Genomic DNA, 25,151 nt, shown 5'->3' on the forward strand with positions numbered 1-25,151 from the left:
TCGTGGGCCCGCGGCATACCGGCCCACCGAAGTCGGGTCGCCGTTCTCGGGGGCACCTCGGTCAGCGCCTCGTCACGCGAGGGTGGGCTTGACCTCGGCCAGCCGACCGAGCAGGCCGTTGACGAACTTCGGCGAGTCGTCCGTGGACAGGCTCTTGGCCAGCTCGACCGCTTCGGCGATCGCGACGCTCTCCGGGACCTCGGTCGCGTAGAGCACCTCGAACGCCCCGAGCCGCAGGATGGCGCGGTCGACACTCGGCATCCGCTCGAGGGTCCAGCCCTGCGAGTAGGTCGACAGGAGCTCGTTGATGTCGTTCCAGTGCGCGACGACACCCTCGACCAGGTCGGAGGTGTACTGGTTGAGCGGGACCTCGGTGACCGGCTTGGCCAGCCGCTCGGCCAGCAGGTCACGCGCGTTCATGCCGCGGTTCTCGGCCTCGAACAGGAGGTCGATGGCCCGCTTGCGGGCTTTGCTTCTAGCAGACACGGTGTGCGGGCTCCGATGCGGTTGAGACGGCGCTAGTTGACTCGGCCGAGGTAGGAGCCGTCGCGGGTGTCGACCTTGACCTTGGTGCCCTGCTCGAGGAACAGCGGGACGTTGATCGTCGCGCCCGTCTCGAGGGTGGCGGGCTTGGTGCCACCGGTGGAGCGGTCGCCCTGCAGGCCCGGCTCGGTGTAGGTGATCTCGAGGACGACCGAGGTCGGCAGCTCGACGTAGAGGACCGTGCCGTCGTGGGTCGCGACCTGGGCCGTCTGGTTCTCGAGGAGGTAGTTGGCGACGTCGCCGACGGTGGCCTCGGGGATGTGGATCTGGTCGTAGGTCGAGCCGTCCATGAAGACGTAGTCGGACCCGTCCTTGTAGAGGTACTGCATGTCGCGACGGTCGACGTTCGCGGTCTCGACCTTGACGCCCGCGTTGAAGGTCTTGTCGACCACCTTGCCCGACAGGACGTTCTTGAGCTTGGTCCGCACGAAAGCCGGGCCCTTGCCGGGCTTGACGTGCTGGAACTCCACGACGGTCCACAGCTGGCCCTCGAGGTTCAGGACCAGGCCGTTCTTGAGGTCGTTGGTCGATGCCACGTGAGTGTCTCTCTCTGTTCAGGTGCGCAGGCCGGTCGAGGGCCATCGGTATGCCGCGGGCGTGCGAGCGCGCGGCAGTCCCGGGACGTTGTCATTTCCTGCTACGCCCGGATGTTGCGGGGTGGGAGTCGGCGGACAGTCTAGCCGTCGGCCCCACGCTCCCCCGAATCGCTGACGAGCGCCAGGGTCTGCGCGGCGAGACCGACCTCGATGCGCTGGCCCCACGAGAGCTCGAGGTTGTCGTTCTCCATGCCGTCGCCGAAGACGACGAGGCGGTCGCTCAGCACCTCGAGTCCGAGGGTCCCCGCCGTGAGCAGCCCTTCGGTCAGGGCGGTCCCGGTCGTCGGCGACGGCCACGCCTCGCGGACGAACCACGCCAGCCTGCCGTCCTCGGGAGTGGGGAGCGCGAGGCCGCTGTGTCGTTCGGCCGCCAGCGAGGCACACCAGCCGGTGGCGCCGGTCCCGGTCGAGACGACCAGCCCCGAGGAGGCCTGCCGCTCGGTCAGGTCGTCGACGGCGAGCCGGTAGCGCGCCGTCTGGTGCGACTGGTGCCCGACGAAGACCTCGTTGAGGGCGAGGAGGCGCTGCCCGTCGTCGGTGGACGCCTGCACCATCGTCCGCCGCTGCACGGCGGCTGCTCCGCTCGACGCCTGGAGCAGGACGTGGCGCAGGTGGGCCGGAGCCGGATGGACCAACCCGCCCGCACCGGCGCCCGGCCACGGGTCGATGCCCACCACCGGCTGGCCGTCGAGGTACTTCGCGGCGTTGGCGACCAGCCCGTCCTGACCGACGACGACCACGACGTCGTCGGCGGCGAACAGGAACCGCGGGAGGTCGGCTCGTTCGACGACGCCACGGCGCCAGTCACCGGGGACGGCGCCGGCCACTTCACGCAGCGCCTCGGCCTGGGCCTCGTGGGCCGCCTCCACCCCGGCCAGGTCACGCCCGCGCTGGCGGAGGAAGAACTCGGCCGCCCCACGGGTGCCGTGCCGGTCCAGCAGGGCCTCGAGCTCGGTCCTGCGGTGGACGACCACGACCCGTGGCGCGAGGGTGGCCACGGTCACCCCTCCTCAGGTCGGCCCAGCCTGGCCAGGATGGGGCTGATCAGGTCGGGGGTGAGCACCAGGCTCTGGATGGCCGGGAGGTTGGTGGCGAGCTCCCTGAAGGCCAGGCCGGTGAGGACTCCCTCCGGAAGCGTCGCGTAGACCTGCACCCGAGCCGCCTCGGCCCCGGCCTCCGCCTCGCCGACCTCGCGGATCCTCGAGGCCTGGCTGGTCGAGAGCATCTCGTCGCGGGCGGCCTGGGCCCGGGCCTCGATCTCGGCGGAGGCCGCCTCCTCCTCGGCCTTGCGGCGGGCGTTGGTGCCCCGCTGGCCCACCAGCTCCTGCTCGCGGCGGGCGAGCTCGATCTGGCTCTGCATCTCGTTCTCGGCGATGGTCCGCTCGCGCTCGACCGCGAGCGCACGTCGCTCGTAGGTCGCCTTGTCGGCGTCCTGCTGGACCTGCTCGCGGGTGGGCGTCTGCAGGGCCCGTTCGACGTCGGGCTCCGGTCGCACCGCCACCACCCGGACCTCGACGACCTCCAGGCCCGTCGCCCCGACGCGCCCGTCGGCCCGAACTCCCTGGGTGACCGCTGCACGGACCTCGGCGTAGCCGCGGGTGAGGGCCTCGACCAGGGTCAGTCCGGCCAGCACCTCCAGCGCGTGCTGCTGCGCGCTCTGCGTGAGCAGCGCCCCGAGCTGCCCCAGCGGGTCACTGCGCCAGCGGCCGGTCGCGTCGTCGAGGCCGAAGTCGAGGCGCTCGGCGGCCAGCGCCGGCTGCACGACCCGGAACGTGATGGCCGCCTGCACCGTGACGTCCTGGAAGTCGAGGGTGCGCGCGTGGAACAGCATCGGCAGCTCGCGGTCGTCCACCGGCACCTCGGACAGGATCGCTGACAGCGGCCGGAACCAGAAGGACTGTCCGTTCCCCTCGTGCACGATGGTGCCCGACCGGTTGTGCCGGACCCACGACGTCGAACCGCTGCGCAGGTGCCGAAGGAACGGCACGGTGGTGATGTCAGCCATCTCGAGCTCCTTAATCGTCGTTATGACGATTACTACGATACGACGCTTCTGCTATTCTCGTCAAGGTGACGAATAAGACTCCTGTCCTGGCCGTCGACGTCGTGCTCCTGACCATCCGCGACCACACCCTCCACGTCCTCCTGGTGCGTCGCGGTGTCTCCCCGTTCGCCGGCCGGTGGGCGCTGCCCGGGGGCTTCGTCGAGCCGGACGAGGGACTGGACGACGCCGCCCAGCGCGAGCTCGTCGAGGAGACCGGCATCGTCTCCCCTGCCCACCTCGAGCAGCTCAAGACCTATGGCGACCCGGACCGCGACCCCCGCTCACGGGTGGTCTCGGTGGCCTACATCGCCCTGGTCCCGGACCTTCCCGCGGCGACCGGCGGCAGCGACGCGTCGGAGGCGAGGTACGTCCCGGTGGCCGACGCGCCGCCCCTCCCCTTCGACCACGACACGATCCTCGGCGACGCGGTGGAACGGGCCCGCTCCAAGCTGGAGTACACCTCGCTGGCCACCGCCTTCTGCCCACCGGAGTTCACGGTCGCCCAGCTGCGCCGGGTCTACGAGACGGTCTGGGGGGTCCGGCTGGACCCGAGGAACTTCCACCGCAAGGTGACCGGGGCCAAGGGCTTCCTGGCAGCCACCGGTGCGACGACCAACGTGGACGGCGGGCGCCCCGCCGCGCTGTTCCGGCGCGGTCCGGCCGCCCTCCTGCACCCCGCCCTGCTGCGCACCGACGCATGACCGTCGCTGGACGCGCTCAGACCCCGATCGTCAGGTTGGCGACGTAGCCGTCGGTGGCGTTCCCGGTGACCGTGGCGAGCTGGTAGATGCCGCCGTCGTTGCCGAAGACGTTGTCCGACGTGAGTGACGTCTGCGCCAGGTTGCCGACGCTGGCCTCGTAGCCCGACGTGGCGTACACCTGCGCACAGGGGGCCTCGGGCAGGGCGATCTGGGAGGTCTTGACGATCTGCCCGCTGCTCGTGGCCTGTGACAGGGACTGGTAGACCTCGAAGTGGATGTGCGGCCAGCGGCCCGAGTATGCCGCGGGGAAGATGCTCGTGAAGGTCGCCGTGCCGGAGCCGTTGGTCGCCTGCACCCCGCGCAGGTAGTTCTCGTCGGTGACGCCCTGGGAGTAGAGCGAGTACTGGCCGTCGCGGTCGCAGTGCCAGAGGTAGACGGCGGCCCCGGACAGGGCGGCGTAGCCGTTGCCCGCGTCGGTGACGGTGAGGTTGATGGTGAGCGGGACGCCCTGCGCCTTGGTCGTCGACGAGCCGAAGCTGCTGGTGATGTCGGACCGCACGATGCCCGAGTCGTCGAGTACGTTGGGCCCGTTGGAGCCGTCACCCGGGTAGGGGCCGCCGGTCTCGTCGGGAACCTCGGCCTTAGGGGTGGTCCCGGTGCTGGCGCTCGAGGCGGAGGTCGAGGACGTCGAAGAGGTCGCCGAGCTGGTGCTGGAGGTGGACGACGTGGTCGAGCTGGTCGAGGCCGCCGAGTCGCCGGCGGCGCCGCACGCGGCGAGCGCCGCCGTGGCCCCGAGGCCGCCGAACAGGCCGAGCACCCGACGCCGGTCGAAGAGCGTGGCGATGTCGAACTCGAGCCCGCGGTCGTGGCGCTCGTCGTGCGGCGACCCGAAGTGGTCGGTGCCGTGGTCCTCGTCCTGTTGAGGCGTCTGCTGGTTCGTCGTCATGCGTTCACTCTCGGTGAACGGTCCATGTGATGCATTTGCGGCTGCTGTGCGCTTGCTATGAGCGCACCTAGGGACGCCTTCACCTCGAAAGGTTGTGCTTCACCCGGGAACCGTTCCGGGGTGAAGGTCAACCTTGTCCCTGGACCCGATAAAGGTGGGGCCGAGGAGGTGGGGCCGGGGCAGGTGGGGCCGGGGAGGTGGGGCGGGGGGACGAGCTCAGCGGGAGACCTCGGCGTAGGCGGCCTGGAGCAGCGCCGGGTCGGGGCCCTCGAGCCGCACCGGCCGACCCACGTCGGACAGCACCACGAACCGCAGCAGCGAGCCGCGCGACTTCTTGTCGCGCTTCATCGCGTCGAGCAGCTGCGGCCACCGGTCGCCCCGGTAGGACACCGGCAGCCCCAGCGAGGTGAGGATGGCCCGGTGCCGGTCGACGAGGGTGTCGTCGAGCTTGCCGGCGAGGCGGGCCAGCTCGGCGACGTAGACCATGCCGATCGAGACGGCCGCCCCGTGCCGGAACGCGTAGCGCTCGACCTGTTCGACGGCGTGACCGAAGGTGTGGCCGTAGTTGAGGATCTCGCGCAGGTCGGCCTCCTTGAGGTCCTGCGCGACGACCTCGGCCTTCACCCGGATGGCCCGCTCGATGAGCTCGCGGACGTGGGGGCCGTCGGCGCGCGTGGCGCCCTCGGGGTCGGACTCCACGAGGTCGAGGATCGCCGGGTCGGCGATGAAGCCGCACTTCACGACCTCGGCCAGCCCGGCCACGAAGTCGTGCTTGGGGAGGGTCTCGAGCGTCGCGAGGTCGCAGAGCACCCCGGCCGGCGGGTGGAACGACCCGACGAGGTTCTTGCCCTCCGCGGTGTTGATGCCGGTCTTGCCCCCGACCGCCGCGTCGACCATGGCCAGCAGGGTCGTCGGCACGTGGACGACCCGGATGCCGCGCAGCCAGGTGGCCGCGACGAAGCCCGCCAGGTCGGTGGTCGCCCCTCCCCCGACGCTGACGATGGCGTCGGTGCGGGTGAAGCCGGCCTGCCCGAGGACTCCCCACAGGAAGGCCGCCACCTGTGCGGTCTTGGCTTCCTCGGCATCGGGCACCTCCGCGGCATACGCTTCGAAACCCTTGGCCACCAACGCTTCTCGCACGCCTTCACCCGTCGCCGCGAGGGCGCGCGGGTGCACCACGAGGACCCGCTGGGTGCCCGCGCCGAGCAGCTCGGGCAGCTCACCCAGGAGACCGGTGCCCACGACGACGTCGTAGTCGCCTCCGACACTGATGCGGGTCGTGCTCATGCGGTGGGTCTGTTCATGTGATGTCTCCGGTCGGGGCGCCGAGGAACGCCAGGATCTCCTCGACCACCGCGGCCGGCTTGCGGCCGGCGGTGTCGACCCGCACGGTGGCGAGTCGCTGGTAGGTCGGGCGTCGCTCGTTCATCATCTTGGTCCAGCTGGCCCGGGGGTTGACCATGAGCAGCGGGCGGCTGGCGTCGAAGCCGATGCGGCGGGCGGCGTCGGCGATGCCCACGTCGAGGAAGACGACGGTGTGCCCGGCCAGCGCCGCCTGCACCTGGGGGTCCATCGGGGCTCCCCCACCGAGCGAGACGACGCCGACCTCCTCGGCCAGGGCGCGTAGCACCTCGGTGCGTTCCAGGTCGCGGAAGTGGGACTCGCCGTGGTCGACGAACAGGTCGGGGATGGACTGGCCGGCCGCCACCTCGATGGCTCGGTCGGTGTCGTGGGCGGGCAGGTCGAGCGCGCGGCCCAGCCGGCGGCCGATCGTGCTCTTGCCCACCCCGGGCGGACCGATGAGGACCAGCCGGGGAGTCGTCGTGGCACTCACCACGTGCGCATCGCCTCGGGGATCGCCGCGAGGTATGCCGCGTGGTTGCGCGACGTCTCGGCGACCGAGTCGCCGCCGAACTTCTCCACGCAGGCCTGGGCCAGCACGAGGGCGACCATCGCCTCGGCGACCACCCCGGCCGCAGGGACCGCGCACACGTCGGAGCGCTGGTGGATGGCCTTGGCTGCCTCCGCGCCGGTCGTGTCGACGGTGTCGAGGGCACGAGGGACCGTGGAGATGGGCTTCATGGCCGCCCGTACGCGGAGCACGTCACCGGTGGACATGCCACCTTCGGTGCCACCCGCGCGACCGGTGCGCCGGTGGATCACCCCAGCGGTGTCGCGCTCCATCTCGTCGTGGGCGGCCGAGCCCCGCCGCGCCGCGGTGCGGAAGCCGTCGCCCACCTCGACCCCCTTGATGGCCTGGATGCCCATCAGCGCTGCTGCGAGCTGCGCGTCGAGCCGGCGGTCCCAGTGCACGTGCGAGCCGAGGCCCGGGGGCAGCCCGTAGGCCACGACCTCGACCACGCCACCCAGGGTGTCGCCGTCCTTCTTGGCCGCCTCGACCTCGGCGACCATGGCGGCCGAGCCGACGGCGTCGAGGGTGCGCACCGGGTCGGCGTCGATCTGCTCGACCTGGTCGGGGGTGGGCAGCGGCGCATCCTCGCCGACGCCCGCCATACCGATCGCCACGGTGTGCGAGACCAGCCGGATGCCGTAGGCCTGCTCGAGGAAGCGGGCGGCCACCTCGCCCAGGGCCACGCGGGCGGCTGTCTCCCGGGCCGAGGCGCGTTCGAGCACCGGCCGCGCGTCGTCGAAGCCGTACTTCTGCATGCCCACGAGGTCGGCGTGCCCCGGACGCGGACGGGTGAGCGGCCGGTTGCGGGCGACCTCCTTGTCGGCGTTGACGTCGTCGGCGGCGGCGTAGGCCTCGTCGGAGACGGGGTCGGGCGACATCACCGTCTCCCACTTGGGCCACTCGGTGTTGCCGATCCGGATCGCCACCGGCGAACCCATCGTCACGCCGTGGCGCACTCCCCCGAGGAACTCGACCTCGTCCTGCTCGAACTTCATCCGGGCACCCCGTCCGAAGCCGAGCCGACGTCGGGCCAGCGCGGCGGCGACGTCCTTGGTCGTCACCTCGACCCCGGCCGGAAGGCCCTCGATCGTCGCGAGGAGGGCCGGGCCGTGCGACTCACCTGCGGTCAACCAGCGGAGCATGTGCCGATCCTCCCATGCAGGTCACGGTGCGGTTCCGCTAGGCCACCACGTGGTACTGCACGAGCACGCCGACGAAGGCGCCGACCAGCATCGACGGCCCGAAGGCGATGTGCGAGCGCATCCCCACCCGGCGGCCGACCAGCATGACGAGGGCGATCAGGCCACCCACGAGGAAGCCCGCCATCAGGGCCACGACGGCCTCGCCCACCCCGAGCCACCCCAGCAGCAGGCCGATGAGACCCGACAGCTTCACGTCGCCGAAGCCCAGCGAGCTCGGCGAGAGGAGCAGCATGACGAAGTAGATGGCGTACATCACCGCCAGGCAGGCCAGCGCCCGCACGAGCGCGCCCCAGTCCCCCAGCCCGGCGGTCGCCAGGACCACGAGCGCGAGCAGCGCCGGGTAGGAGGGCAGCACCAGCCCGTCCGGCAGGCGGTGCACGTCGGCGTCGATCCAGACCAGGGCCACCGCCAGCCAGGCGAAGTAGAGGAACGCCGGCAAGGCGGCCCAGCCGGCCTGGTCGCCGATCCGCCAGCCGAGCACGGCCCACTCGCCCGCCACCGCGACGGCCGGCCACCACCAGTGCCGCGGCAGGTCACCGGCCTCGTCCGACTCGACGCGGTAGCCGCCGGTCGCGAGGGCACGTCCGGTGAGCCCGCCCACCACGGCTCCCGCGAGCGCGAGCAGGACCAGCGCCCAGGGAGCGGTCCCGGCGCCGTCCGCCAGCTCGATCACCGGCGCTGTCCCCTCATCGACCCAGCGCCTGTCTCCCGGCGGCATACATCGCCTGGACGGGGGGCTGCTGGCCGGTGAACAGCCGGAACTGCTCGGCGGCCTGGTAGACGAGCATGTCCAGCCCGGACACCACGTCCATGCCGGTCGCCGCCGCGGCCCTGGCCAGCGGGGTCGGCCAGTCGGCGTAGACGACGTCCATCAGGGTCCCGCGGCGCTTGCGCGTGCCGAGCGCCCGCGCAGCGAGCTCGCCCGCCGCCGGCGGCAGGGTGCTCACGACGAGCCCACCCGGGTGGGTCGACCCCCACGACTCCAGGGGCACGAGGTCGATCGCGATCCCCGCGTGCACGGCGAGGCGCAGGGTCTCCGGGCGGACGTCGCCGCGCACCACGAGCCGGATCCGGTGCACGCCGAGCGACCCGAGTGCCAGGACCGCCGACCGAGCGGTGGCCCCGCCCCCGAGCAGCGTGGCGGTGCCGTCGTGCTCGACCTCGGCGAGGGCAGCCTCGAGTCCCCGGACGTCGGTGTTGTGGGCGTCCCAACCGCCGTCGCGGCGCCGCACGAGGGTGTTGACCGAGCCGGTCACCCTGGCCGTCTCGGTGACCGTGGTGGCCACCGAGAACGCCGCTTCCTTGAGCGGCATGGTCAGGCTCAGCCCTCGCCAGGTGGCGTCCAGGCCGGCGACCCACGCGGGCAGCTCACCCTCGGTCAGCTCGTGCGCGACGTAGGACCAGCCGGTGAGCCCCAGCGTGCGGTAGCCCGCCCCGTGCAGCACCGGGGACAGTGAGTGCTCCACCGGTGACCCGAGGACCGCCGCCCGGCGCGGCTCAGCCACCGCCCTCGCACTTCGGCTTGTTCTCCTCGCACCACGTCTGGCGCTGGGCGTTGTTGCGGTCGTGCTCGGCCTGCGTGGTGGCGAACAACGTCTCGCCGGTGTCGTAGTTGACGGTCACGAAGTAGAACCACGGGCCCTCGGTCGGGTTGGCCGCAGCCTCGATCGCAGCCGCACCCGGGCTGCTGATCGGCCCGGGCGGGAGTCCCTTGTGCGTGTACGTGTCGTAGGGGTTCGACTTGGCCGAGTCGTACTCGGTCTTGGTGAGGTTGCCCCGCTTCTTGAGCACGAAGTTCACCGTGGAGTCCATCTGGAGCAGCCCGACGGTCGGACCCGACGGGTTCTCCAGCCGGTTGTCGATGACCCGGGCGACCTTGCCCCGGTCGGCCACGCCGGCCTCACCCTCGACGATCGAGGCCACGATGAGGGTCTTCTGGTAGTCGGCCTCCTCGACCCCGGCCTTGGCCAGCTCGCCGACGGCCTTGGCCACCATGATCTTGAGCTGCTGGGTCGCGGTCGACTTCGCGGGGAACTCGTAGGTCGCCGGGTAGAGGTAGCCCTCGACGTTGCCCTTCGCGACGGCCGGCAGGCCGATCGCGGCCGCGTCCTTGGTCGCTGCGGTGTACTCGGCGACGGGCACACCGGTGCCCTTGGACAGCGCGGCGAAGACCTCCGACTTCCACAGGCCCTCCCGCACCGTCACCCGGGGCACGCTGCGGTTCTTCGGGTCGAGCAGGATGGCCAGCGCTCCCGCTCCGGACATCTGCTTCTTCATCGTGTAGGTGCCCGGCTGGATCGCGGCCGCGCGCGAGTCCCCGGCCGCGGCGTCGAGGTAGGCGCCTGCGCTCTTGACCACGTCGGCCTTCTCCAGCGTCGCGCCGATGGCGCTGCCGGTGTCGCCGTCGTTGACGACGATCTGCACCTCACCGGTGCCGGGACCGGGGTAGTCGTTGCTCTCGAAGAAGCCGTCGACGACGGGCCGCAGGACCGTGTATGCCGCGAACGCCGCGACCGCGACGATCGCCAGCGCGATGAACAGGCATCCCGTGCGCCGGCCCCTGCGCTTCTTCGGGCGGGCGCTGCGGTGGCGTTCGGCACGGGTGCGGACCGGCTGCTCGGCCTCGGGCGTGCCCTCGCGCGCGTCGTCGTGCCCCCCGAAGATCGAGTGCTCCAGATGGGGCTCGGTCATCGCCGCCTGTCCTTCGTCCGGGGCTTGCGCCCACCTGTCCTGACCAGCTCGCCGGGCGGCTGCCCGGAACTACGCTCCGTGTCGAGCGCGGTCTGCAGGATGAGGACTGCAGCCGCTTGGTCGACCACCGAACGTTGCCGCCGGCCGTCGACCCCGCTCGCACGGAGGTTGCGGTGGGCATCGACCGTCGTGAGCCGCTCGTCGACCAGACGGACGGGCACGGGGGCGATGCGCTCCGACAGCCGCCCAGCATACGTGCGCGCGGCCTCCGCGGCGGCACCTTCGTCACCGGCGAGTGTCCTCGGGAGGCCCACGACCACCTCCACCGCCTCCAGCTCGGCGACGACGCCGGCGACCTCCTCGAGGTCCGTGGGGTGGGCGGACGCATCGTCGGGATCCCGCGCGACGGTCCGCACGGGCGTGGCCAGCAGGGCCGACGGGTCGCTGGCGGCGACCCCGACGCGGACGCTGCCGACGTCGATGCCCACCCGCCGTCCTGGGCGGGTGGGCATCGAGGTGGGGGTGGGCTGGTTCACCCAGCGCCCCGGCTGGCGGCCTGGACGGCCCGGTCGACCTGGCCGAGGGCCTCACCGGTGCGGGTGGCGTCGGTGCCGCCGCCCTGGGCGAGGTCGTCCTTGCCGCCTCCGCCACCCCCGAGCGTCTGGGCGGCGAGCCGCACGAGGGCTCCCGCCTTGATCCCGCGGTCGCGGGCACCAGCGTTGGTGGCCACGACGATCGCCGGTCGGCCACCGGAGGTACCGGTCAGCGCGACGACGGATGGCGCGGCGTCGCCCAGGCGGTTGCGCAGGTCGAGCACCATGGTGCGCAGGTCGTCGGCAGTCGTCCCGTCACCGGCGTCGTGGGTCAGGACGCGCACCCCGTCGACGTCGTGGGCATACTCGACGAGCTGGCCGGTCGCGGCCTGCACCTGCTCGCGGCGGAGCTTCTCGAGCTCGCGCTCGGCGTCACGGACGCGCGTCACCAGCGCGGCCACCCGCTCCTTGAGCTCGCCCGGCTGCACCTTGACGATGTCAGTGAGCTCGGCGACGAGCGCCCGCTCCTTCGCGAGGTAGTGCAGCGCCTCCATGCCGACGAAGGCCTCGAGGCGACGGACGCCCGAGCCCACGGACGACTCGCCCGTGACCGTGAGGGCACCGATCTGGCTGGAGTGGCCGACGTGCGTGCCACCGCAGAGCTCGCGCGACCAGGGGCCACCGATCTCGATGACGCGGACCTGCTCGTCGTAGTTCTCGCCGAACAGCGCCAGGGCCCCGAACTCACGGGCCTCGGGCAGCGTCATGTACTGCGCGGAGACCGGCAGGTCCTGGCGCACCGCGAGGTTGGCGACCTCCTCGATCTCGCTGCGGGTCTCGGCCGACAGGCCTTGTCCCCAGGCGAAGTCGAGCCGCAGGTAGCCGGGCTTGTTGTAGGAGCCCGACTGGAGCGCCGTCGGGCCGAGCACCTGGCGGAGCGCGGCGTGCACGACGTGGGTGCCGGAGTGTGCCTGGCAGGCTGAGATGCGCCAGTCGGCATCCACCGCGGCGGAGACGTCCTGTCCCACGCGCAGCGGGCCGGTGACGACCTCGACGGTGTGCGCGACCAGGCCCTTGACCGGGCGCTGGACGTCGACCACCTTCAGGTGCGCCCCGTCGGCGGTGATGATGCCCTCGTCGGCGATCTGGCCACCGGACTCGGCGTAGAACGGGGTGCGGTCGAGGACGACCTGACCCCGCTGACCCGGCTCGAGCTCCTGGACGGCGACACCGTCGACGACGAGGCCGAGGACCTTCGCGTCGGAGGTCAGCTCCTGGTAGGCCCGCCAGTCGGTCGCACCCAGCGCGCGCAGGTCCCTCCAGACCTCGGTGTTGGCGTGCCCACCCTTCTTGGCCTTCGCATCGGCCTTGGCCCGGTCACGCTGCTCCTGCATCAGGCGCGTGAAGCCCTCGCGGTCGACCTCCAGCCCCTGCTCGGACGCCATCTCGAGGGTGAGGTCGATCGGGAAGCCATAGGTGTCGTGCAGCGCGAACGCCTCGTCACCGGCGAGCGTGCTGCCACCGGACGACTTGGTCCGTGCGACCGCGGTGTCGAGGATGGTCGTGCCCGAGGCGAGGGTGCGACGGAACGCCTCCTCCTCGGCATACGCGATCTGCGAGATGCGGTCGAAGCCCGCCTCGAGCTCGGGGTAGGAGTTCTTCATCCGCTCCACCGAGACCGGCAGCAGCAGCGGCAGGCTGGGCTCGTCGTACCCGAGGAGGCGCATCGAGCGCACCGCGCGGCGCAGCATCCGGCGCAGCACGTAGCCACGGCCTTCGTTGCCCGGGGTCACCCCGTCACCGATGAGCATGAGGCTGGAGCGCACGTGGTCGGCCACGACGCGGAGCCGAACGTCGTCCGGGTGGGACTCGCTCGCCGCGTGACCGGAGTGGGCGCCGTACTTCTTGCCGGTGAGGTCGGCGGCCCGCTCGAGGACGGGGTAGACCTCGTCGATCTCGTAAAGGTTGTCGACGCCCTGCAGGAGGGTCGCCATCCGCTCGAGGCCCATGCCGGTGTCGATGTTCTTCTTCGGCAGCTCACCGGAGATGTCGAAGTCGTCCTTGGCGCGGACGGCCGACAGCTCGTACTGCATGAAGACGAGGTTCCAGAACTCGAGGTAGCGGTCCTCGTCGACGGCCGGGCCGCCCTCGCGGCCGTACTCGGGGCCGCGGTCGAGGTAGAGCTCGCTGCACGGCCCGCCCGGACCGGGCACACCCATGTGCCAGTAGTTGTCGAGCTTGCCTCGGCGGGTGATCCGCTCCGCGGGCACCCCGATGGTCTTGTGCCACAGCTCGTAGGCCTCGTCGTCGTCCTCATAGACGGTGGGCCAGATCTTGTCGGCGTCGAGGCCGTAGCCACCCTGGCCCTGCGGCGTGGTGATGAGCTCCCACGCGAACCGGATGGCGCCTTCCTTGAAGTAGTCACCGAACGAGAAGTTGCCGTTCATCTGGAAGAACGTGCCGTGGCGGGAGGTCTTGCCGACCTCCTCGATGTCACCGGTGCGCACGCACTTCTGCACCGACGTGGCGCGGTCCCACAGGGGAGCCTGCTGGCCGAGGAAGTAGGGCTTGAACGGCACCATGCCGGCGTTGACGAACAGGAGGTTGGGGTCGTCGTACACCAGCGGTGACGACGGAACGATCGTGTGGCCCTTGCTCTCGTAGAACGAGAGGAAGCGGCGCCTGATCTCGGCGGTTTCCATGAAGTACTCAGTCCTTAGGCGCATGCGGGGCCACCGGCGGGCCGGCATGACGAATCGTACGGGCAAACAACGGGGGTGTGCCGGGGCGGCGACGCGGGTGCGCCAGCGCCCCTACCGAGCTCGCGGGCCCGTGGGGTCGTCGAGGAGGGCGCGCGCCGACGCGGCGTCGAGTCGGGCCGCACTCGCCTCGGGGTCGTCGGCCGTGCCCGCGTCGATGCCCAGCGCCAGGCGCAGCTCGCCCTCGCGCTCGGCCATGCCCTCGCGCACCGCGGCCGCGAGCTCGCGCAGACCCTCACCGAAGTCGGACAGGCCGTGGGCGACGCCGGCCGGGGTGTAGGCCTCGGCGGCCTTGCTGACCTTGCGCACGGCATACACACCGGCTGCGGCGCCCAGCGCCACCCAGAAGAGACGTGCCACGGTGATCAGCCCCTGCGGCGGCGACGGCCGCCTGCGTTCTTGGTGCCGCTCGCGCTCAGGGCCGAGCGGACACCGTAGGTGAACGCCGCGACCTTCACGACGGGCGAGCCGAGGGTGGCCGCGAACAACGAGGTGAGCGCGCTGGCGTTGGTCGTCATCGCCGACACGTTGGTCGTGATGCCGTCGACCCGCGCGAGCTGCTCGTTGGTGAGGCTGACGGTGTCGGTGAGCTTGAGCAGGGTCGGCTGCACGTTCTCCGTGGTGCTGCGCAGGCTGACCCTCGTCTCGTCGAGGATCTTGCCGGCCTTGCCGATGACGCTGCCCAGTCGGAAGACCAGGAACGCGAAGGCCAGCGCCGCGATCATGCCCGCGATGTCGCCCAAACTCACTGAATCCATGCGGGCACCCTACCCCGTGGCGCCGCAGGTCAGGAGCGGCGGATGCGCGCCTTGAGCCACTCCCAGCGTGGCCCGAGGCGCTCCTCGAACCCGCGGTCGGTCGGCCGGTAGTAGTCGGTCTTTCCCTGCAGGTCGTCGGGCAGGTAGTCCTGCTGGGCCACCCCGTCGGCCTGGTCGTGGGCGTAGACGTAGCCGTCGCCGTGACCGAGCCGGGTGGCGCCGGCATACCCGCTGCCGCGCAGGTGAGGGGGCACCAGGCCGCCCTTGCCCGCCCGCACGTCGGCGATCGCCTCGTTGATGCCGGTGTAGGCGGCGTTGCTCTTGGGGGCCAGCGCGTTGTGCACGACCGCCTGGGCGAGGATGATCCGCGCCTCGGGCATGCCGATCTGGGCGACCGCGTGCATCGCGGCGACCGCCGTCTGCAGGGCCGTGGGGTCGCCCATGCCGACGTCCTCGGACGCGGAGATGACGATGCGCCGGGCGATGAACCGCGGGTCCTCGCCGGCCTCGAGCATCCGGGCCAGGTAGTGCAGGGCGGCGTCGACGTCGGACCCGCGCATCGACTTGATGAGCGCCGAGGCCACGTCGTAGTGCTGGTCGCCGGTCTTGTCGTAGCGCACGCTCGCGAAGGCCACCGCCTGCTCGGTGTGCGCGAGCGTGATCTCCACGGGCCCCTCGTCCGAGGAGCCCGTGGAGATGCCGTCCTGCGCCACCCCAGCGGCTGCCTCCAGGGAGGTGAGGGCTCGCCGCGCGTCGCCGCCGGCGATGCGGACGAGGTGGTCGGTGGCGTCGGCTGCGAGCGCGTAGTCGCCACCGAGCCCGCGCTCGTCGGTGACCGCGGCGGCCAGCACGTCGCGGATCTCCTCGTCCGAGAGCGGTCCGAGCGTGATGAGCATCGACCGCGAGAGCAACGGCGCGATGATCGAGAACGACGGGTTCTCGGTCGTCGCCGCCACGAGGATCACCTGGCGGGTCTCGACACCGGGCAGCAGCGCGTCCTGCTGGGCCTTGGTGAAGCGGTGGATCTCGTCGAGGAAGAGCACGGTCTGGCGGTCGTACATGTCGCGCTCGCGCGCGGCCTGGTCCATCACCGCCCGGACGTCCTTGACCCCCGCGGTGACCGCGGAGAGCTCGACGAACCGGCGGTCGGCCGCGGTCGCGACCAGGTGGGCCAGCGTCGTCTTGCCGGTGCCGGGCGGACCCCAGATGATCGCCGACAACGGGCCGGCGGCTCCCGCGGACCCCTCGATCAGCCGGCGCAGGGGGCTGCCGGGCCGTAGGACGTCGGACTGGCCCCGCACCTCGTCCAGTGAGGCGGGTCGCATCCGCACGGCCAGGGGTGGGAGGGAGGCGCCGGTCGGCATGCTGTCGCCGTTCCGCCCGGCCGACGCCGCGCCCCCATGACCTTGTCGCGACTGCGTCGCGAAGAGATCATCGCCGATACCACTAGTTCCCACGGGTGGCAGGCTATCCCCCGTGCCCGACGCCCCTGACCACGCCGTCCGTCCACGGGACGTCGCGCCGAGCGCCGCGTCGCACCCCGACCGGTCCCGGTCCGCGCTCAGCCACCTGGGCGCCGGGCTGGGGCGGCGCCCGGGAGTCGTCGTGGTCACCTGGGTGCTGTTCGTGCTGCTCGGCTTCGCCGCGGCCGGCGGGGCCTTCGGCAACGAGCGGCTGTTCGACCGGCTCACGACGGGAGAGCCGACCGTGCCCGGTGAGAACGAGACCGGGCGCGACCTGATCGCCGACTCCGGGACCTCGGGGTTCCAGACCATCACGGTGCGCATCGACGGGGTGGACGTCACCAGCCCGGCGGTCGGGCAGGCCGCGCAGCGAGCGGCCGAGCAGGTCGGGGCGCTGCCCGGCGTGACCCGCGTGGCCTCGCCCTTCGTCGTGCCGGGCGGGCTCACCTCTCCGGCCGCCTCGACGATGCTCGAGGGCGGTTCCCCCACCGCCGACGGATACGTCACCGTGGTGACGGTCGACGACCTGCCCGACGAGTCCGCGTTCCACGCGCTGGAGGACCAGGTCACCGCAGCCGTCCGGACGGCTACCGCGGGCGAGGGGGCCACGGTGACCTCCGGCGGCGTCCGTGACCTCGTCGACGCGATCACGGGACAGCTCGAGGTCGACCTGCGCACCGGTGAGGGCATTGCCCTGCCCGTGAGCTTCCTCGTGATGATCGTCGTGTTCGGTGGTTTCGTCGCCGCCGGCATGCCGATCGCCGGCGCGATCGCCTCCATCGCGGGAGCGCTCGCGTCGCTGCTGGGCTTCTCCTACCTCATCGACCTCGACACCACGGCCGTCAACGTGGTGACGGTCCTCGGGCTCGGCCTCTGCATCGACTACGGGCTGCTCGTCGTGAGCCGGTTCCGCGAGGAGCTGCGGGCCCGCGCCGCCGGCCTGCCCGTCGCGCAGATCCCCCGCGCGATGGTCGTGGACGCCGTGGCTCGCACCGTCGACTCGGCCGGCCGCACCGTGGTCTTCTCCGGCCTCACGGTGGCCATCTCCCTCGGTGGCCTGCTGGTCTTCCAGTCGCCGCTGATGAAGGGCATCGGCGCGGCAGGGGTCTCGGTCGTCGTCATCGCCGTCCTCGTCGGGCTCACCCTGGTGCCCGCGCTCTGCGTGCTGGGGGCGCGTCGGCTGCTGCGCCGGGGCACCGAACAGGCACCGGAGCACGGGGTCTTCTCGCGGCTCGCGCAGTGGGTCCACCGCTTCCCGATCCCGATCATCGTCGTCGTCGCGACCGCCCTGCTGGCCCTGGCCGCGCCCGCCCTCGACCTTCGGCTCACCTCGTCCGGCTCGCAGCTGCTGCCCGTGTCGGCGCCCGAGCGGGTCTTCTTCGACGGGTTGGCCACGGACTACCCCGTGCTGGGCGGAGCCGACGTGACCGTCGTCGCCAAGGCGCCGCTCGACCACGCGCAGCGGTATGCCGCCGACCTGCGGCTGCCCGACGGCGCCCGGGTCCTCGACGTCACGACCTTGCAGGGCGCCGAGAGCATGGTGCGGATCGACGTGCCGGGTGGTCCCCTCGACCAGCCCGCGCGCGACCTGGTCGACCAGCTCCGCGACCAGCGCCCGGAGTTCGGGACCTACGTCGTCGGGCCGGCCTCCGGGCTCAAGGACTTCACGGACTCGATGTGGGAGCGCGCGCCCTATGCGTTCGCCCTCGTCGCCCTCGCCACCCTGGTCCTGCTGTTCCTGATGACGGGGTCGGTCGTGATCCCGATCAAGGCACTCCTGCTCAACGTCGTCTCCCTCGGGGCGTCGCTCGGCATCATCGTGCTGGTCTTCCAGAAGGGCCACCTGGAGGGATTCCTCGGGTTCGACTCGGTGGGGGCCGTCGAGTCCACGATCCCGTTGCTGGTGCTCGCGTTCGGGTTCGGGCTCTCGATGGACTACGAGGTGTTCCTGCTGTCCCGCATCGTCGAGCTGCACGAGCGCGGCTACTCCAACGACGATGCCGTGGTCGTGGGACTGCAGCGCTCGGGTCGCATCATCACCTCGGCCGCCCTGCTCGTGGTCATCGTCTTCTCCGGCTTCGTGGCCGGCCAGCTGCTCATCATCAAGCAGACCGGCGTCGGCCTGGCCACGGCCGTCGCGCTCGACGCCACGCTGGTGCGCATGCTGCTCGTACCCGCCACGATGACGCTCCTCGGCGACTGGAACTGGTGGGCGCCGCAACGCCTGCGCGGGCTGCACGCGCGGTTCGGGATCACCGAGTGACCGAGGCGGTGCGCCCGATCCGGACCCACGAGGAGGCGCTCGAGGCGAGCTCCGGCAGCGCGTTCGTGCGCTACGACGTGCCCGCGCCGCTCGAGGGTGACGGGTTCGCCCTCGGCCGCGCCCTGGCGCTCCCCCGCCGCACCCACACCCGTCGCCTCGGGCTGCTCGTCCTCGGACCGCCTGCCGACGTCGACCCCCTGGTCGCCGCCATCTTCCAAGGAGACCTGCTCGACGCCGAGGTGCGGTCCGTCACCGTGCAGCGTGGCTCGCTCGACGCGGTGGCCAGGCACGTGCGGCTGCAGGAAGGCAACGAGTGGGAGTGGCTCTGCACGACTGCTCCCCCGCCGGAGGTCCCAGCCGAGTCCCGGCTGGTGCCGCTCAGCAGCGGTCACCAGCCGGAGATCGACGACCTCCTCGCCGCGGCCAACCCCGGCACCGACGCCCGGCCGTTCGAGCACCCCGGTCAGCACTGGGTCGGGGTGCGCGACGACCGCGGACGGCTGGTCGCCTGCGGCGTCCGCGAGCGCAGTCTCGCGGGTCACCCGATCCTGTCCGGGATCACCGTCGACCACGCCCACCGCGGGCTCGGGCTGGGCCTGGCCATCACGGCATACCTCACCCGTCGGGCGGTCGAGGACGACGGCGTCTGCACGCTCGGTATGTACTCGCACAACGCCGTCGCACGGCGGCTCTACCTGGGGCTCGGCTACGGGGACGTGCACGAGTGGTCGAGCCGCCGCTTCGGTTGATCGAGCACGGGCTCGACCTCCCGACCTGCGAGGAGGCGGGCGATGTGCCTACATTCGTGCTGACCCCGCAGCAACGCTGAACGGGACTCCCGGCGAGAGGACTGACATGCCCACCCTGTCCAACGGTGACGTCGAGATCCACTACGAGGACACCGGCGGGTCTGGCCGCCCTGTCGTCCTGATCCACGGCTGGCCGCTCAGCGGTGCCTCCTGGTCCACCCTGACGCCGGCTCTTCGCGACGCGGGCTACCGGGCCATCGCCTATGACCGGCGCGGCTTCGGGCAGTCGGCCAAGCCCGGCGAGGCCTCCTCCTACGACTACGACACCCTCACCAGCGACCTCGACGCCCTGGTGACCGAGCTGGACCTCACCGATGCCAGCCTCGTGGGCTTCTCCATGGGTGGTGGCGAGGTGGCCCGCTACGTCGGCACCCACGGCGAGGGCCGCGTCCACAGCATCGTCTTCGCGGCCGCGATCCCGCCGTGCCTCCTCAAGGACGAGGACCACCCCGACGGCGCCGTCGACCTCGACACCGTGGCCGAGTGGCAGGGCCAGCTGAGGGCCGACCCGGCCGGGTTCCTCGACGGGTTCCTGACGAACTTCTTCAGCGCGAACGGCGAGCTCAAGGTCACCGAGGACCAGCGCCAGGAGGCGCTCGCCCTCGCAGGCCAGGCCGACGTGCACGCCGCGGCCGAGTGCATCCGCTCCTGGCTGAGCGACTTCACCGGCGACCTGGCCAAGGTCACCGTGCCGACCCTGGTCCTGCACGGCGACAGCGACGCCATCGTCCCGATCGAGGTCTCCGGCCGGCGCACCCATGCGGCCGTTGCCGGCAGCGAGCTCGTCGTGGTCGAGGGCGGCCCGCACGGGGTGTTCGCGAGCCACACCGCGCAGTTCAACGCCGCCATCGTCGAGTTTCTTGCGAAGTAGGGCCAGGCGACGGAGGGGTCAGGCGAAGTCCTCCGGGGTGTACTCGCTCTGCTCTACGAGGACGAGCCAGTTGCCGGAGTTGTCGCGGCAGAGGGCCTCGGTCCCGTAGGGCCGCTTCGACGGGGGCTGGATGAACTCGACTCCCTTGGCGCTGAGCTCCTCGAAGGTCTTCTGGCAGTCGTCGACGCTCAGGCCCAGGCCGTTCATGCCGCCTTCGTCCTGCGCACGCCGGATGGCCGCGACCATCTCGGGGGCCAGCGGCGGACCGGGCACCGCGAGGTTGACGTTCAGCTCGGGCTGCCTGGGGTGCACGACGGTGCACCACCGATAGCCGTCACCGAGCGTGATGTCGTCCTTGAGCTCGAAGCCGAGGACGTCGGTGTAGAAGGCCAGGGCCTCGTCCTGGTCCTTCACGAAGACGCTGACGATGGAGATGTTGGTGATCATGGGTCGACCCTAGGAGGAGGTCGGCTCGGCGTGCTTCTCCTCGATTGCGAGATCGGGCTTCGTGGCAGGCTGCTTCTCGGCCAGGCCCCACATGAACACGAAGCACCCGGGGATGTGCGGCGCCCCCGCGGCATACCGGCGCTGGAAGTCACTCGGGCTCTCACCGACGACCGCCCTGAACCGGCTGCTGAACGACCCGAGGCTCGAGAACCCGACCGCGTGGCACACCTCGGTCACGGTGAGGTTGGTGGCCCGGAGCAGGTCCTGTGCGCGCTCGATCCGCCGCTGCGACAGGTACTCCCCCGGGGTGAGGCCGTAGGTCGCCTTGAACAGCCGCAGGAAGTGGTACTTGCTTAGCCCGGCCACGGCCGCCAGCGAGTCGACGTCGACCTGCTCGGCGTAGCACCGGTCGGCGTGGTCGCGCGCCCGACGCAGGTGCACGAGGACATCGCCCGGTGCGCGTAGTGCCTTGTCTCCCACGGACCCATTCTGCCGGTGGTGGACTAGGCAGAACGCGGGATCTGCCCGACCCGCCCGGCTCCTAGGCTCGTCCTCACCCACCCAGTTGCTCGCAGGGGGCTCGAAAGGATGTCCGATGCGATCCGCTGCCCGCCTGACCATTGCAGCAGCCCTCACCCTTCCCCTCGCCGCGGCAGCCGTCGTGCCGGCCTCCGCGGCCCCTGCCCGGGCCGGGCTCGTCACCGTGCAGTGCGGCTCCACGCTCTACCAGACCTGGGTCAACGGGAACGGCGCGTTCACCCCGGCCCACGACCTCGGGAGCACGAGCACCCTCGTGCCGCTGGCGTTCGGCCCCAGCACCTTCACCCTCACCGACCCCAACGGCGTCGTCGTCGACTCGGGTACCGACCCCGGAGCGGCGAAGGGCCGGTCGGCGAACGCCGCCGGAGCCCAGTGGTGCAGCTACTGGCTCAGCGGGACCGACGGGGACGGCTTCACGTTCTCGGTCACCGGCACCGTCCTGGGCAAGGTGACACCCATCGGCTGAGCGTCTTCCGTCGCCGGCCCTAGCGGGTCAGGGCCTCCCGGACCGCTGCGAAGAAGGCGACGGCCCAGGGCTCGTGCGGCTGCGGGATGTCGGCCGCCAGCTGCTCGAGCCCGCCCGGCCGACCGGGCACCGCGTAGCGGCGGGACATGAGATCGTCGTGGTTGAGCTGCACCACCCGGTGGGCGACCGCGACCGGGTCGCGCTGGGTGATGGCGCCGCGCAGGTGCAGGCCCGACCACACCTCGTCGAAGTCCTGGAGGCCGTTGAAGAAGTTGCGGATCAGCACCCAGAAGACGAAGTCGATCACCTCGTCGGCCCAGCCGTGCACCCGCACGATGCCCGGGACGGTCTCGCCGACGAAGGTGTACTCGTGCTCCACATCGACCACGCGGCCGTAGGCCATCAGGGTCGGCAGGGTGCTGGTGTCGAGCACCCCGAGCCACCGGACCGCCCGGGACAGCAGGCCGACTCCCGCGGCGCTGTCCGAGTAGAGGAAGGTGCTGCGGGCCATCGCGTCCGCTGCCGTCTCGACGAGGCGCCGCAGCGCCGGAAGGGCGTCGGGCAGCTCCTGCCCTACGAGGTCGAAGAACTCGCCCTCGTCCATCAGCCGGCCCTCGACCGCGAAGCGCAGCTCGATCGCGGCGTCCTCCGCCCGACCCGCGAGGTCCGGTGTCATCTCGGCCGTCAGGGCGTCGAGGGCCTCCGTCACCCCGGCAGTGGTCCACGCGGGGACGCTGATCGTGATGCGGTTGGTCGGTTCGCCGGCCGGTGGTCCTGCGGGCGACCCGCCGGGGGATCCGTCCGGCGTGGCGGGGGTGAGCAGGGCGGCGGGGGTCGCCAGCGCGGGGGTGGGCAGCGCGGGGGTGGGCAGCGCGGGGGTGGGCGCGGCGCTCGGGACCCAGCCGTCGCGCTCGACCGGGATCACCGCGGGGTGCATGACCTCGACGGAGGGTGCGCCGTCGAGGATCGCCGCGCCGTCGCCGAAGGTCTCGCGGGCTCGACGACCCGGCAGGGCCTCGAGGTGGTAGCTGTACTCGGCGCACGGCACCCAGGTGTTCGGCATCAGGCCCTTGCGCTCGAGCCACAACCGGGGCGAGGCGGTTCCGTCGAGTCCCACGCAGCTGTGGAAGCCGTTGGTCCGCACCCAGAAGGCCTGGCCGTCGGGCTGCCACGCGGCGAAGTCGGCCCAGCTGTCGGCCAAGGTGTCCAGGTCGTCGGCGGCGGCGCGGACCAGTCGCTCGTCGGCCTGGAACCACGCGGGGTATGCCGTGGGTGGCGGCGCGTCGTCCTCCGGACCGCCGCCGTGCTCGAGCATCGTCCAGGCGATCGCGTCCCAGTACGCCTGCCGCTGGGCCCGGGCCACCCGGCGGTCCTCGCTGCGGAAGTAGCCCATCGCGTCGGGCATGTCCTCGACCGACAGCCAGGCCACCACCACCCGACCGAGCAGGCGGGCCGGTTCGAGCTCCCACAGCTGGTAGCACAACCCGTACCGGCGCTCGACGGCCACGGGCGTGGGCTTCGCGCGACCGAACAACCCCCTGGGCGCAGCGCCGGCGCCCGGGATCGGCACCTCGTCGACTGCCACCCGGGTGATGTCCTTGCGCACGGCGTGGCGACCGTCGGGGCTCGGGATGAGGACAGGCGTCCGGACCATGCGCGGAGCCTAACTTTCGGGCGCGCGTCGCGGCGGCGGTTCCGCCCCACGCCCTGGTCCCCGCCGGAGATTTCGGCCGATCGGCCGACTTGAGGTGCGCCCGAGGGTGCCGGGCGTGGTGGGCTCAGGCCCCGGCGTCGGCCTTCGCGTCGGCCTTCGCGTCGGCTGGCTCGGGCCGGGCGTCGACCCCGGCCTCCTTGCGCTGCTCGGCCGTGATCGGGGCCGGTGCGGCGGTCAGGGGGTCGTAGCCGCCACCCGACTTCGGGAAGGCGATGACGTCGCGGATCGACTCGGTGCCCGCGAGCAGCGAGACGATGCGGTCCCAGCCGAACGCGATGCCACCGTGCGGCGGCGCGCCGAAGGCGAAGGCGTCGAGCAGGAAGCCGAACTTCTCCTGCGCCTCCTCCTCGGACAGGCCCATCACCTTGAACACCCGCTCCTGCACGTCGCGGCGGTGGATACGGATCGACCCGCCACCGATCTCGTTGCCATTGCAGACCATGTCGTAGGCGTAGGCCAGCGCGGGACCGGGGTCGGTGTCGAAGGTGTCGAGGAACTCGGCCTTGGGCGAGGTGAACGCGTGGTGCACCGCGGTCCAGGCACCGGCACCGACGGCGACGTCACCAGCCGCGACCGCCTCGGACGACGGCTCGAAGAGCGGGGCGTCGAGCACCCAGAGGAACGACCAGGCGGCTTCGTCGATGAGCTCGCAGCGGCGGCCGATCTCGAGCCGGGCGGCACCCAGCAGGGCGCGCGACGACTTGGTGGCACCGGCGCCGAAGAAGACGCAGTCGCCCGGCTGGGCACCGACGTGGGCGGCCAGGCCGTCGCGTTCGGCGTCAGTGAGGTTCTTGGCGACCGGACCGCCCAGCGTGCCGTCCTCCTGGACGAGCACGTAGGCCAGGCCCTTGGCACCGCGGCTCTTGGCCCAGTCCTGCCAGGCGTCCAGCTGCTTGCGCGGCTGCGAGGCGCCGCCGGGCATGACGACCGCGCCGACGTACTCGGCCTGGAACACCCGGAACGGCGTGTCCGCGAAGTAGTCGGTGCACTCGACCAGCTCGGTGCCGAACCGCAGGTCGGGCTTGTCGGAGCCGAACCGGCGCATCGCCTCGGCATAGGTCATCTGGAGGAACGGCGTCTGCAGCTCGACCCCGATGAGCTTCCAGACCTCCTTGACGATCTCCTCGCCGAGCTCGAGCACGTCGGCCTGCTCGACGAAGGACATCTCGATGTCGAGCTGGGTGAACTCGGGCTGGCGGTCGGCGCGGAAGTCCTCGTCGCGGTAGCAGCGCGCGATCTGGTAGTAGCGCTCCATGCCGGCGACCATGAGCAGCTGCTTGAACAGCTGGGGGCTCTGCGGGAGCGCGTACCAGGAACCGGGCGCGAGGCGCGCGGGCACGAGGAAGTCGCGGGCACCCTCGGGGGTGGACCTGGTCAGCGTCGGCGTCTCGATCTCGATGAAGTCACGGGCGCCGAGCACGGTGCGGGCCGCAGCGTTGACCCGCGAGCGCAGCCGGATGGCCGACCCCGCCGAGGAGGCACCGGGGCGGCGCAGGTCGAGGTAGCGGTGCTTGAGACGCGCCTCCTCGCCGACCGTGACGCGCTCGTCGATCTGGAACGGCAGCGGCGCGGAGGCGTTGAGCACCTCGATCGAGCTCGCGACGACCTCGACCTCGCCGGTGGGCAGGTCGGGGTTGACGTTGTTCTCGGTGCGGGCGACGACCTCGCCGGTCGCCCGGATGCAGTACTCGTTGCGCAGGTCGTGGGCCGCACCGGTGAGGACCTCGTCCCGAGCCACGACCTGGACGATCCCGCTGGCATCGCGCACGTCCAGGAAGGCCACTCCGCCGTGATCGCGCCGACGGGCGACCCAGCCCGTGAGCGTGACGGTCTGACCGGCGTGGTCGGCGCGCAGGGTGCCGGCCTCATGGGTGCGGAGCACGAGAGATCCTT

General features: G+C 71.7%; 25 protein-coding genes. 5 read left to right on the forward strand and 20 right to left on the reverse strand.

Going from position 1 to position 25,151, the window contains the following annotated elements:
• Positions 1-72: 72 nt before the first annotated feature.
• From nusB to AC1DWJ_RS03050, 4 genes are all read right to left on the reverse strand, one after another.
• Positions 73-486, reverse strand: a complete 414-nt coding sequence (nusB, locus tag AC1DWJ_RS03035; protein ID WP_457255519.1) for a transcription antitermination factor NusB — start codon at positions 484-486, stop codon at positions 73-75.
• 32 nt (positions 487-518) lie between these two features.
• Complete coding sequence (gene efp, locus AC1DWJ_RS03040; RefSeq protein ID WP_457255520.1) at positions 519-1,079, reverse strand: elongation factor P; 561 nt, start codon at positions 1,077-1,079, stop codon at positions 519-521.
• Between the two features lie 140 nt (positions 1,080-1,219).
• The gene (locus tag AC1DWJ_RS03045; RefSeq protein ID WP_457255521.1) at positions 1,220-2,137 is read right to left on the reverse strand and encodes an NAD(+)/NADH kinase; all 918 of its coding nucleotides are present in this window, start codon (positions 2,135-2,137) and stop codon (positions 1,220-1,222) included.
• Between the two features lie 2 nt (positions 2,138-2,139).
• Entirely contained in the window at positions 2,140-3,144 is a 1,005-nt protein-coding gene (locus AC1DWJ_RS03050; RefSeq protein ID WP_477619954.1) for an SPFH domain-containing protein, read from the reverse strand.
• Positions 3,145-3,209: 65 nt separating this feature from the next.
• Between AC1DWJ_RS03050 and AC1DWJ_RS03055 the strand changes: the two genes are divergently transcribed.
• On the forward strand, positions 3,210-3,884 hold the full coding sequence (locus AC1DWJ_RS03055; protein WP_457255523.1) for an NUDIX hydrolase: 675 nt from the start codon (positions 3,210-3,212) through the stop codon (positions 3,882-3,884).
• 16 nt (positions 3,885-3,900) lie between these two features.
• Here AC1DWJ_RS03055 and AC1DWJ_RS03060 read toward each other — a convergent pair whose 3' ends face one another.
• The 12 genes from AC1DWJ_RS03060 to AC1DWJ_RS03115 form a co-directional block, all read right to left on the reverse strand.
• A complete protein-coding gene (locus tag AC1DWJ_RS03060) occupies positions 3,901-4,830 on the reverse strand; it encodes an intradiol ring-cleavage dioxygenase (RefSeq protein ID WP_457255524.1) in 930 nt (309 codons plus the stop codon).
• Between the two features lie 216 nt (positions 4,831-5,046).
• Positions 5,047-6,117, reverse strand: coding sequence for a 3-dehydroquinate synthase (gene aroB, locus AC1DWJ_RS03065; protein ID WP_457255525.1), 1,071 nt, complete (start codon positions 6,115-6,117; stop codon positions 5,047-5,049).
• Between the two features lie 13 nt (positions 6,118-6,130).
• The gene (locus AC1DWJ_RS03070) at positions 6,131-6,664 is read right to left on the reverse strand and encodes a shikimate kinase (protein ID WP_457255526.1); all 534 of its coding nucleotides are present in this window, start codon (positions 6,662-6,664) and stop codon (positions 6,131-6,133) included.
• On the reverse strand, positions 6,661-7,884 hold the full coding sequence (gene aroC, locus AC1DWJ_RS03075) for a chorismate synthase (RefSeq protein ID WP_457255527.1): 1,224 nt from the start codon (positions 7,882-7,884) through the stop codon (positions 6,661-6,663). The genes AC1DWJ_RS03070 and aroC overlap by 4 nt, the downstream gene beginning before the upstream one ends.
• A 37-nt stretch (positions 7,885-7,921) precedes the next feature.
• On the reverse strand, positions 7,922-8,617 hold the full coding sequence (locus AC1DWJ_RS03080; RefSeq protein WP_457255528.1) for a prepilin peptidase: 696 nt from the start codon (positions 8,615-8,617) through the stop codon (positions 7,922-7,924).
• Positions 8,618-8,630: 13 nt separating this feature from the next.
• Complete coding sequence (locus AC1DWJ_RS03085) at positions 8,631-9,449, reverse strand: shikimate dehydrogenase (protein ID WP_457255529.1); 819 nt, start codon at positions 9,447-9,449, stop codon at positions 8,631-8,633.
• Positions 9,442-10,635, reverse strand: coding sequence for an endolytic transglycosylase MltG (gene mltG / locus AC1DWJ_RS03090; RefSeq protein ID WP_457255530.1), 1,194 nt, complete (start codon positions 10,633-10,635; stop codon positions 9,442-9,444). Before mltG ends, AC1DWJ_RS03085 begins: the two co-directional genes overlap by 8 nt.
• Entirely contained in the window at positions 10,632-11,147 is a 516-nt protein-coding gene (gene ruvX, locus AC1DWJ_RS03095) for a Holliday junction resolvase RuvX (RefSeq protein ID WP_457255531.1), read from the reverse strand. The genes mltG and ruvX overlap by 4 nt, the downstream gene beginning before the upstream one ends.
• Positions 11,148-11,167: 20 nt before the next feature.
• Positions 11,168-13,870, reverse strand: a complete 2,703-nt coding sequence (gene alaS, locus AC1DWJ_RS03100) for an alanine--tRNA ligase (protein WP_457255532.1) — start codon at positions 13,868-13,870, stop codon at positions 11,168-11,170.
• 111 nt (positions 13,871-13,981) lie between these two features.
• Complete coding sequence (locus AC1DWJ_RS03105; protein WP_157692923.1) at positions 13,982-14,287, reverse strand: DUF6167 family protein; 306 nt, start codon at positions 14,285-14,287, stop codon at positions 13,982-13,984.
• 5 nt (positions 14,288-14,292) lie between these two features.
• Positions 14,293-14,676: a DUF948 domain-containing protein gene (locus tag AC1DWJ_RS03110; RefSeq protein WP_056923355.1), complete on the reverse strand. Its 384-nt coding sequence runs from the start codon at positions 14,674-14,676 to the stop codon at positions 14,293-14,295.
• Positions 14,677-14,714: 38 nt separating this feature from the next.
• Positions 14,715-16,049: a replication-associated recombination protein A gene (locus AC1DWJ_RS03115; RefSeq protein ID WP_477619981.1), complete on the reverse strand. Its 1,335-nt coding sequence runs from the start codon at positions 16,047-16,049 to the stop codon at positions 14,715-14,717.
• Between the two features lie 112 nt (positions 16,050-16,161).
• On the opposite strand from AC1DWJ_RS03115, the gene AC1DWJ_RS03120 reads away from it, so the two are divergent.
• The 3 genes from AC1DWJ_RS03120 (at position 16,162) to AC1DWJ_RS03130 (ending at position 20,091) form a co-directional block, all read left to right on the forward strand.
• Complete coding sequence (locus AC1DWJ_RS03120; RefSeq protein ID WP_477619955.1) at positions 16,162-18,411, forward strand: MMPL family transporter; 2,250 nt, start codon at positions 16,162-16,164, stop codon at positions 18,409-18,411.
• Positions 18,408-19,160: a GNAT family N-acetyltransferase gene (locus AC1DWJ_RS03125; protein ID WP_457255534.1), complete on the forward strand. Its 753-nt coding sequence runs from the start codon at positions 18,408-18,410 to the stop codon at positions 19,158-19,160. Before AC1DWJ_RS03120 ends, AC1DWJ_RS03125 begins: the two co-directional genes overlap by 4 nt.
• Before the next feature lie 106 nt (positions 19,161-19,266).
• The gene (locus AC1DWJ_RS03130) at positions 19,267-20,091 is read left to right on the forward strand and encodes an alpha/beta fold hydrolase (RefSeq protein ID WP_457255535.1); all 825 of its coding nucleotides are present in this window, start codon (positions 19,267-19,269) and stop codon (positions 20,089-20,091) included.
• An 18-nt stretch (positions 20,092-20,109) separates the two neighbouring features.
• On the opposite strand, the gene AC1DWJ_RS03135 is transcribed toward AC1DWJ_RS03130, so the two are convergent.
• Together AC1DWJ_RS03135 and AC1DWJ_RS03140 are read right to left on the reverse strand one after the other, a co-directional pair.
• Positions 20,110-20,538, reverse strand: a complete 429-nt coding sequence (locus AC1DWJ_RS03135; RefSeq protein WP_477619956.1) for a VOC family protein — start codon at positions 20,536-20,538, stop codon at positions 20,110-20,112.
• A 9-nt stretch (positions 20,539-20,547) separates the two neighbouring features.
• Entirely contained in the window at positions 20,548-21,018 is a 471-nt protein-coding gene (locus tag AC1DWJ_RS03140; RefSeq protein ID WP_457255537.1) for a helix-turn-helix domain-containing protein, read from the reverse strand.
• A gap of 115 nt (positions 21,019-21,133) precedes the next feature.
• Here AC1DWJ_RS03140 and AC1DWJ_RS03145 point away from each other — a divergent pair, with 115 nt between their 5' ends.
• On the forward strand, positions 21,134-21,544 hold the full coding sequence (locus AC1DWJ_RS03145) for a hypothetical protein (protein ID WP_457255538.1): 411 nt from the start codon (positions 21,134-21,136) through the stop codon (positions 21,542-21,544).
• Positions 21,545-21,563: 19 nt separating this feature from the next.
• On the opposite strand, the gene AC1DWJ_RS03150 is transcribed toward AC1DWJ_RS03145, so the two are convergent.
• On the reverse strand, positions 21,564-23,198 hold the full coding sequence (locus AC1DWJ_RS03150; protein WP_457255539.1) for a hypothetical protein: 1,635 nt from the start codon (positions 23,196-23,198) through the stop codon (positions 21,564-21,566).
• Between the two features lie 124 nt (positions 23,199-23,322).
• A complete protein-coding gene (aspS, locus tag AC1DWJ_RS03155) occupies positions 23,323-25,140 on the reverse strand; it encodes an aspartate--tRNA ligase (RefSeq protein WP_457255540.1) in 1,818 nt (605 codons plus the stop codon).
• Positions 25,141-25,151 lie beyond the last annotated feature (11 nt).

The sequence above is a fragment of the Pedococcus sp. P2_D7 genome (assembly GCF_056404295.1).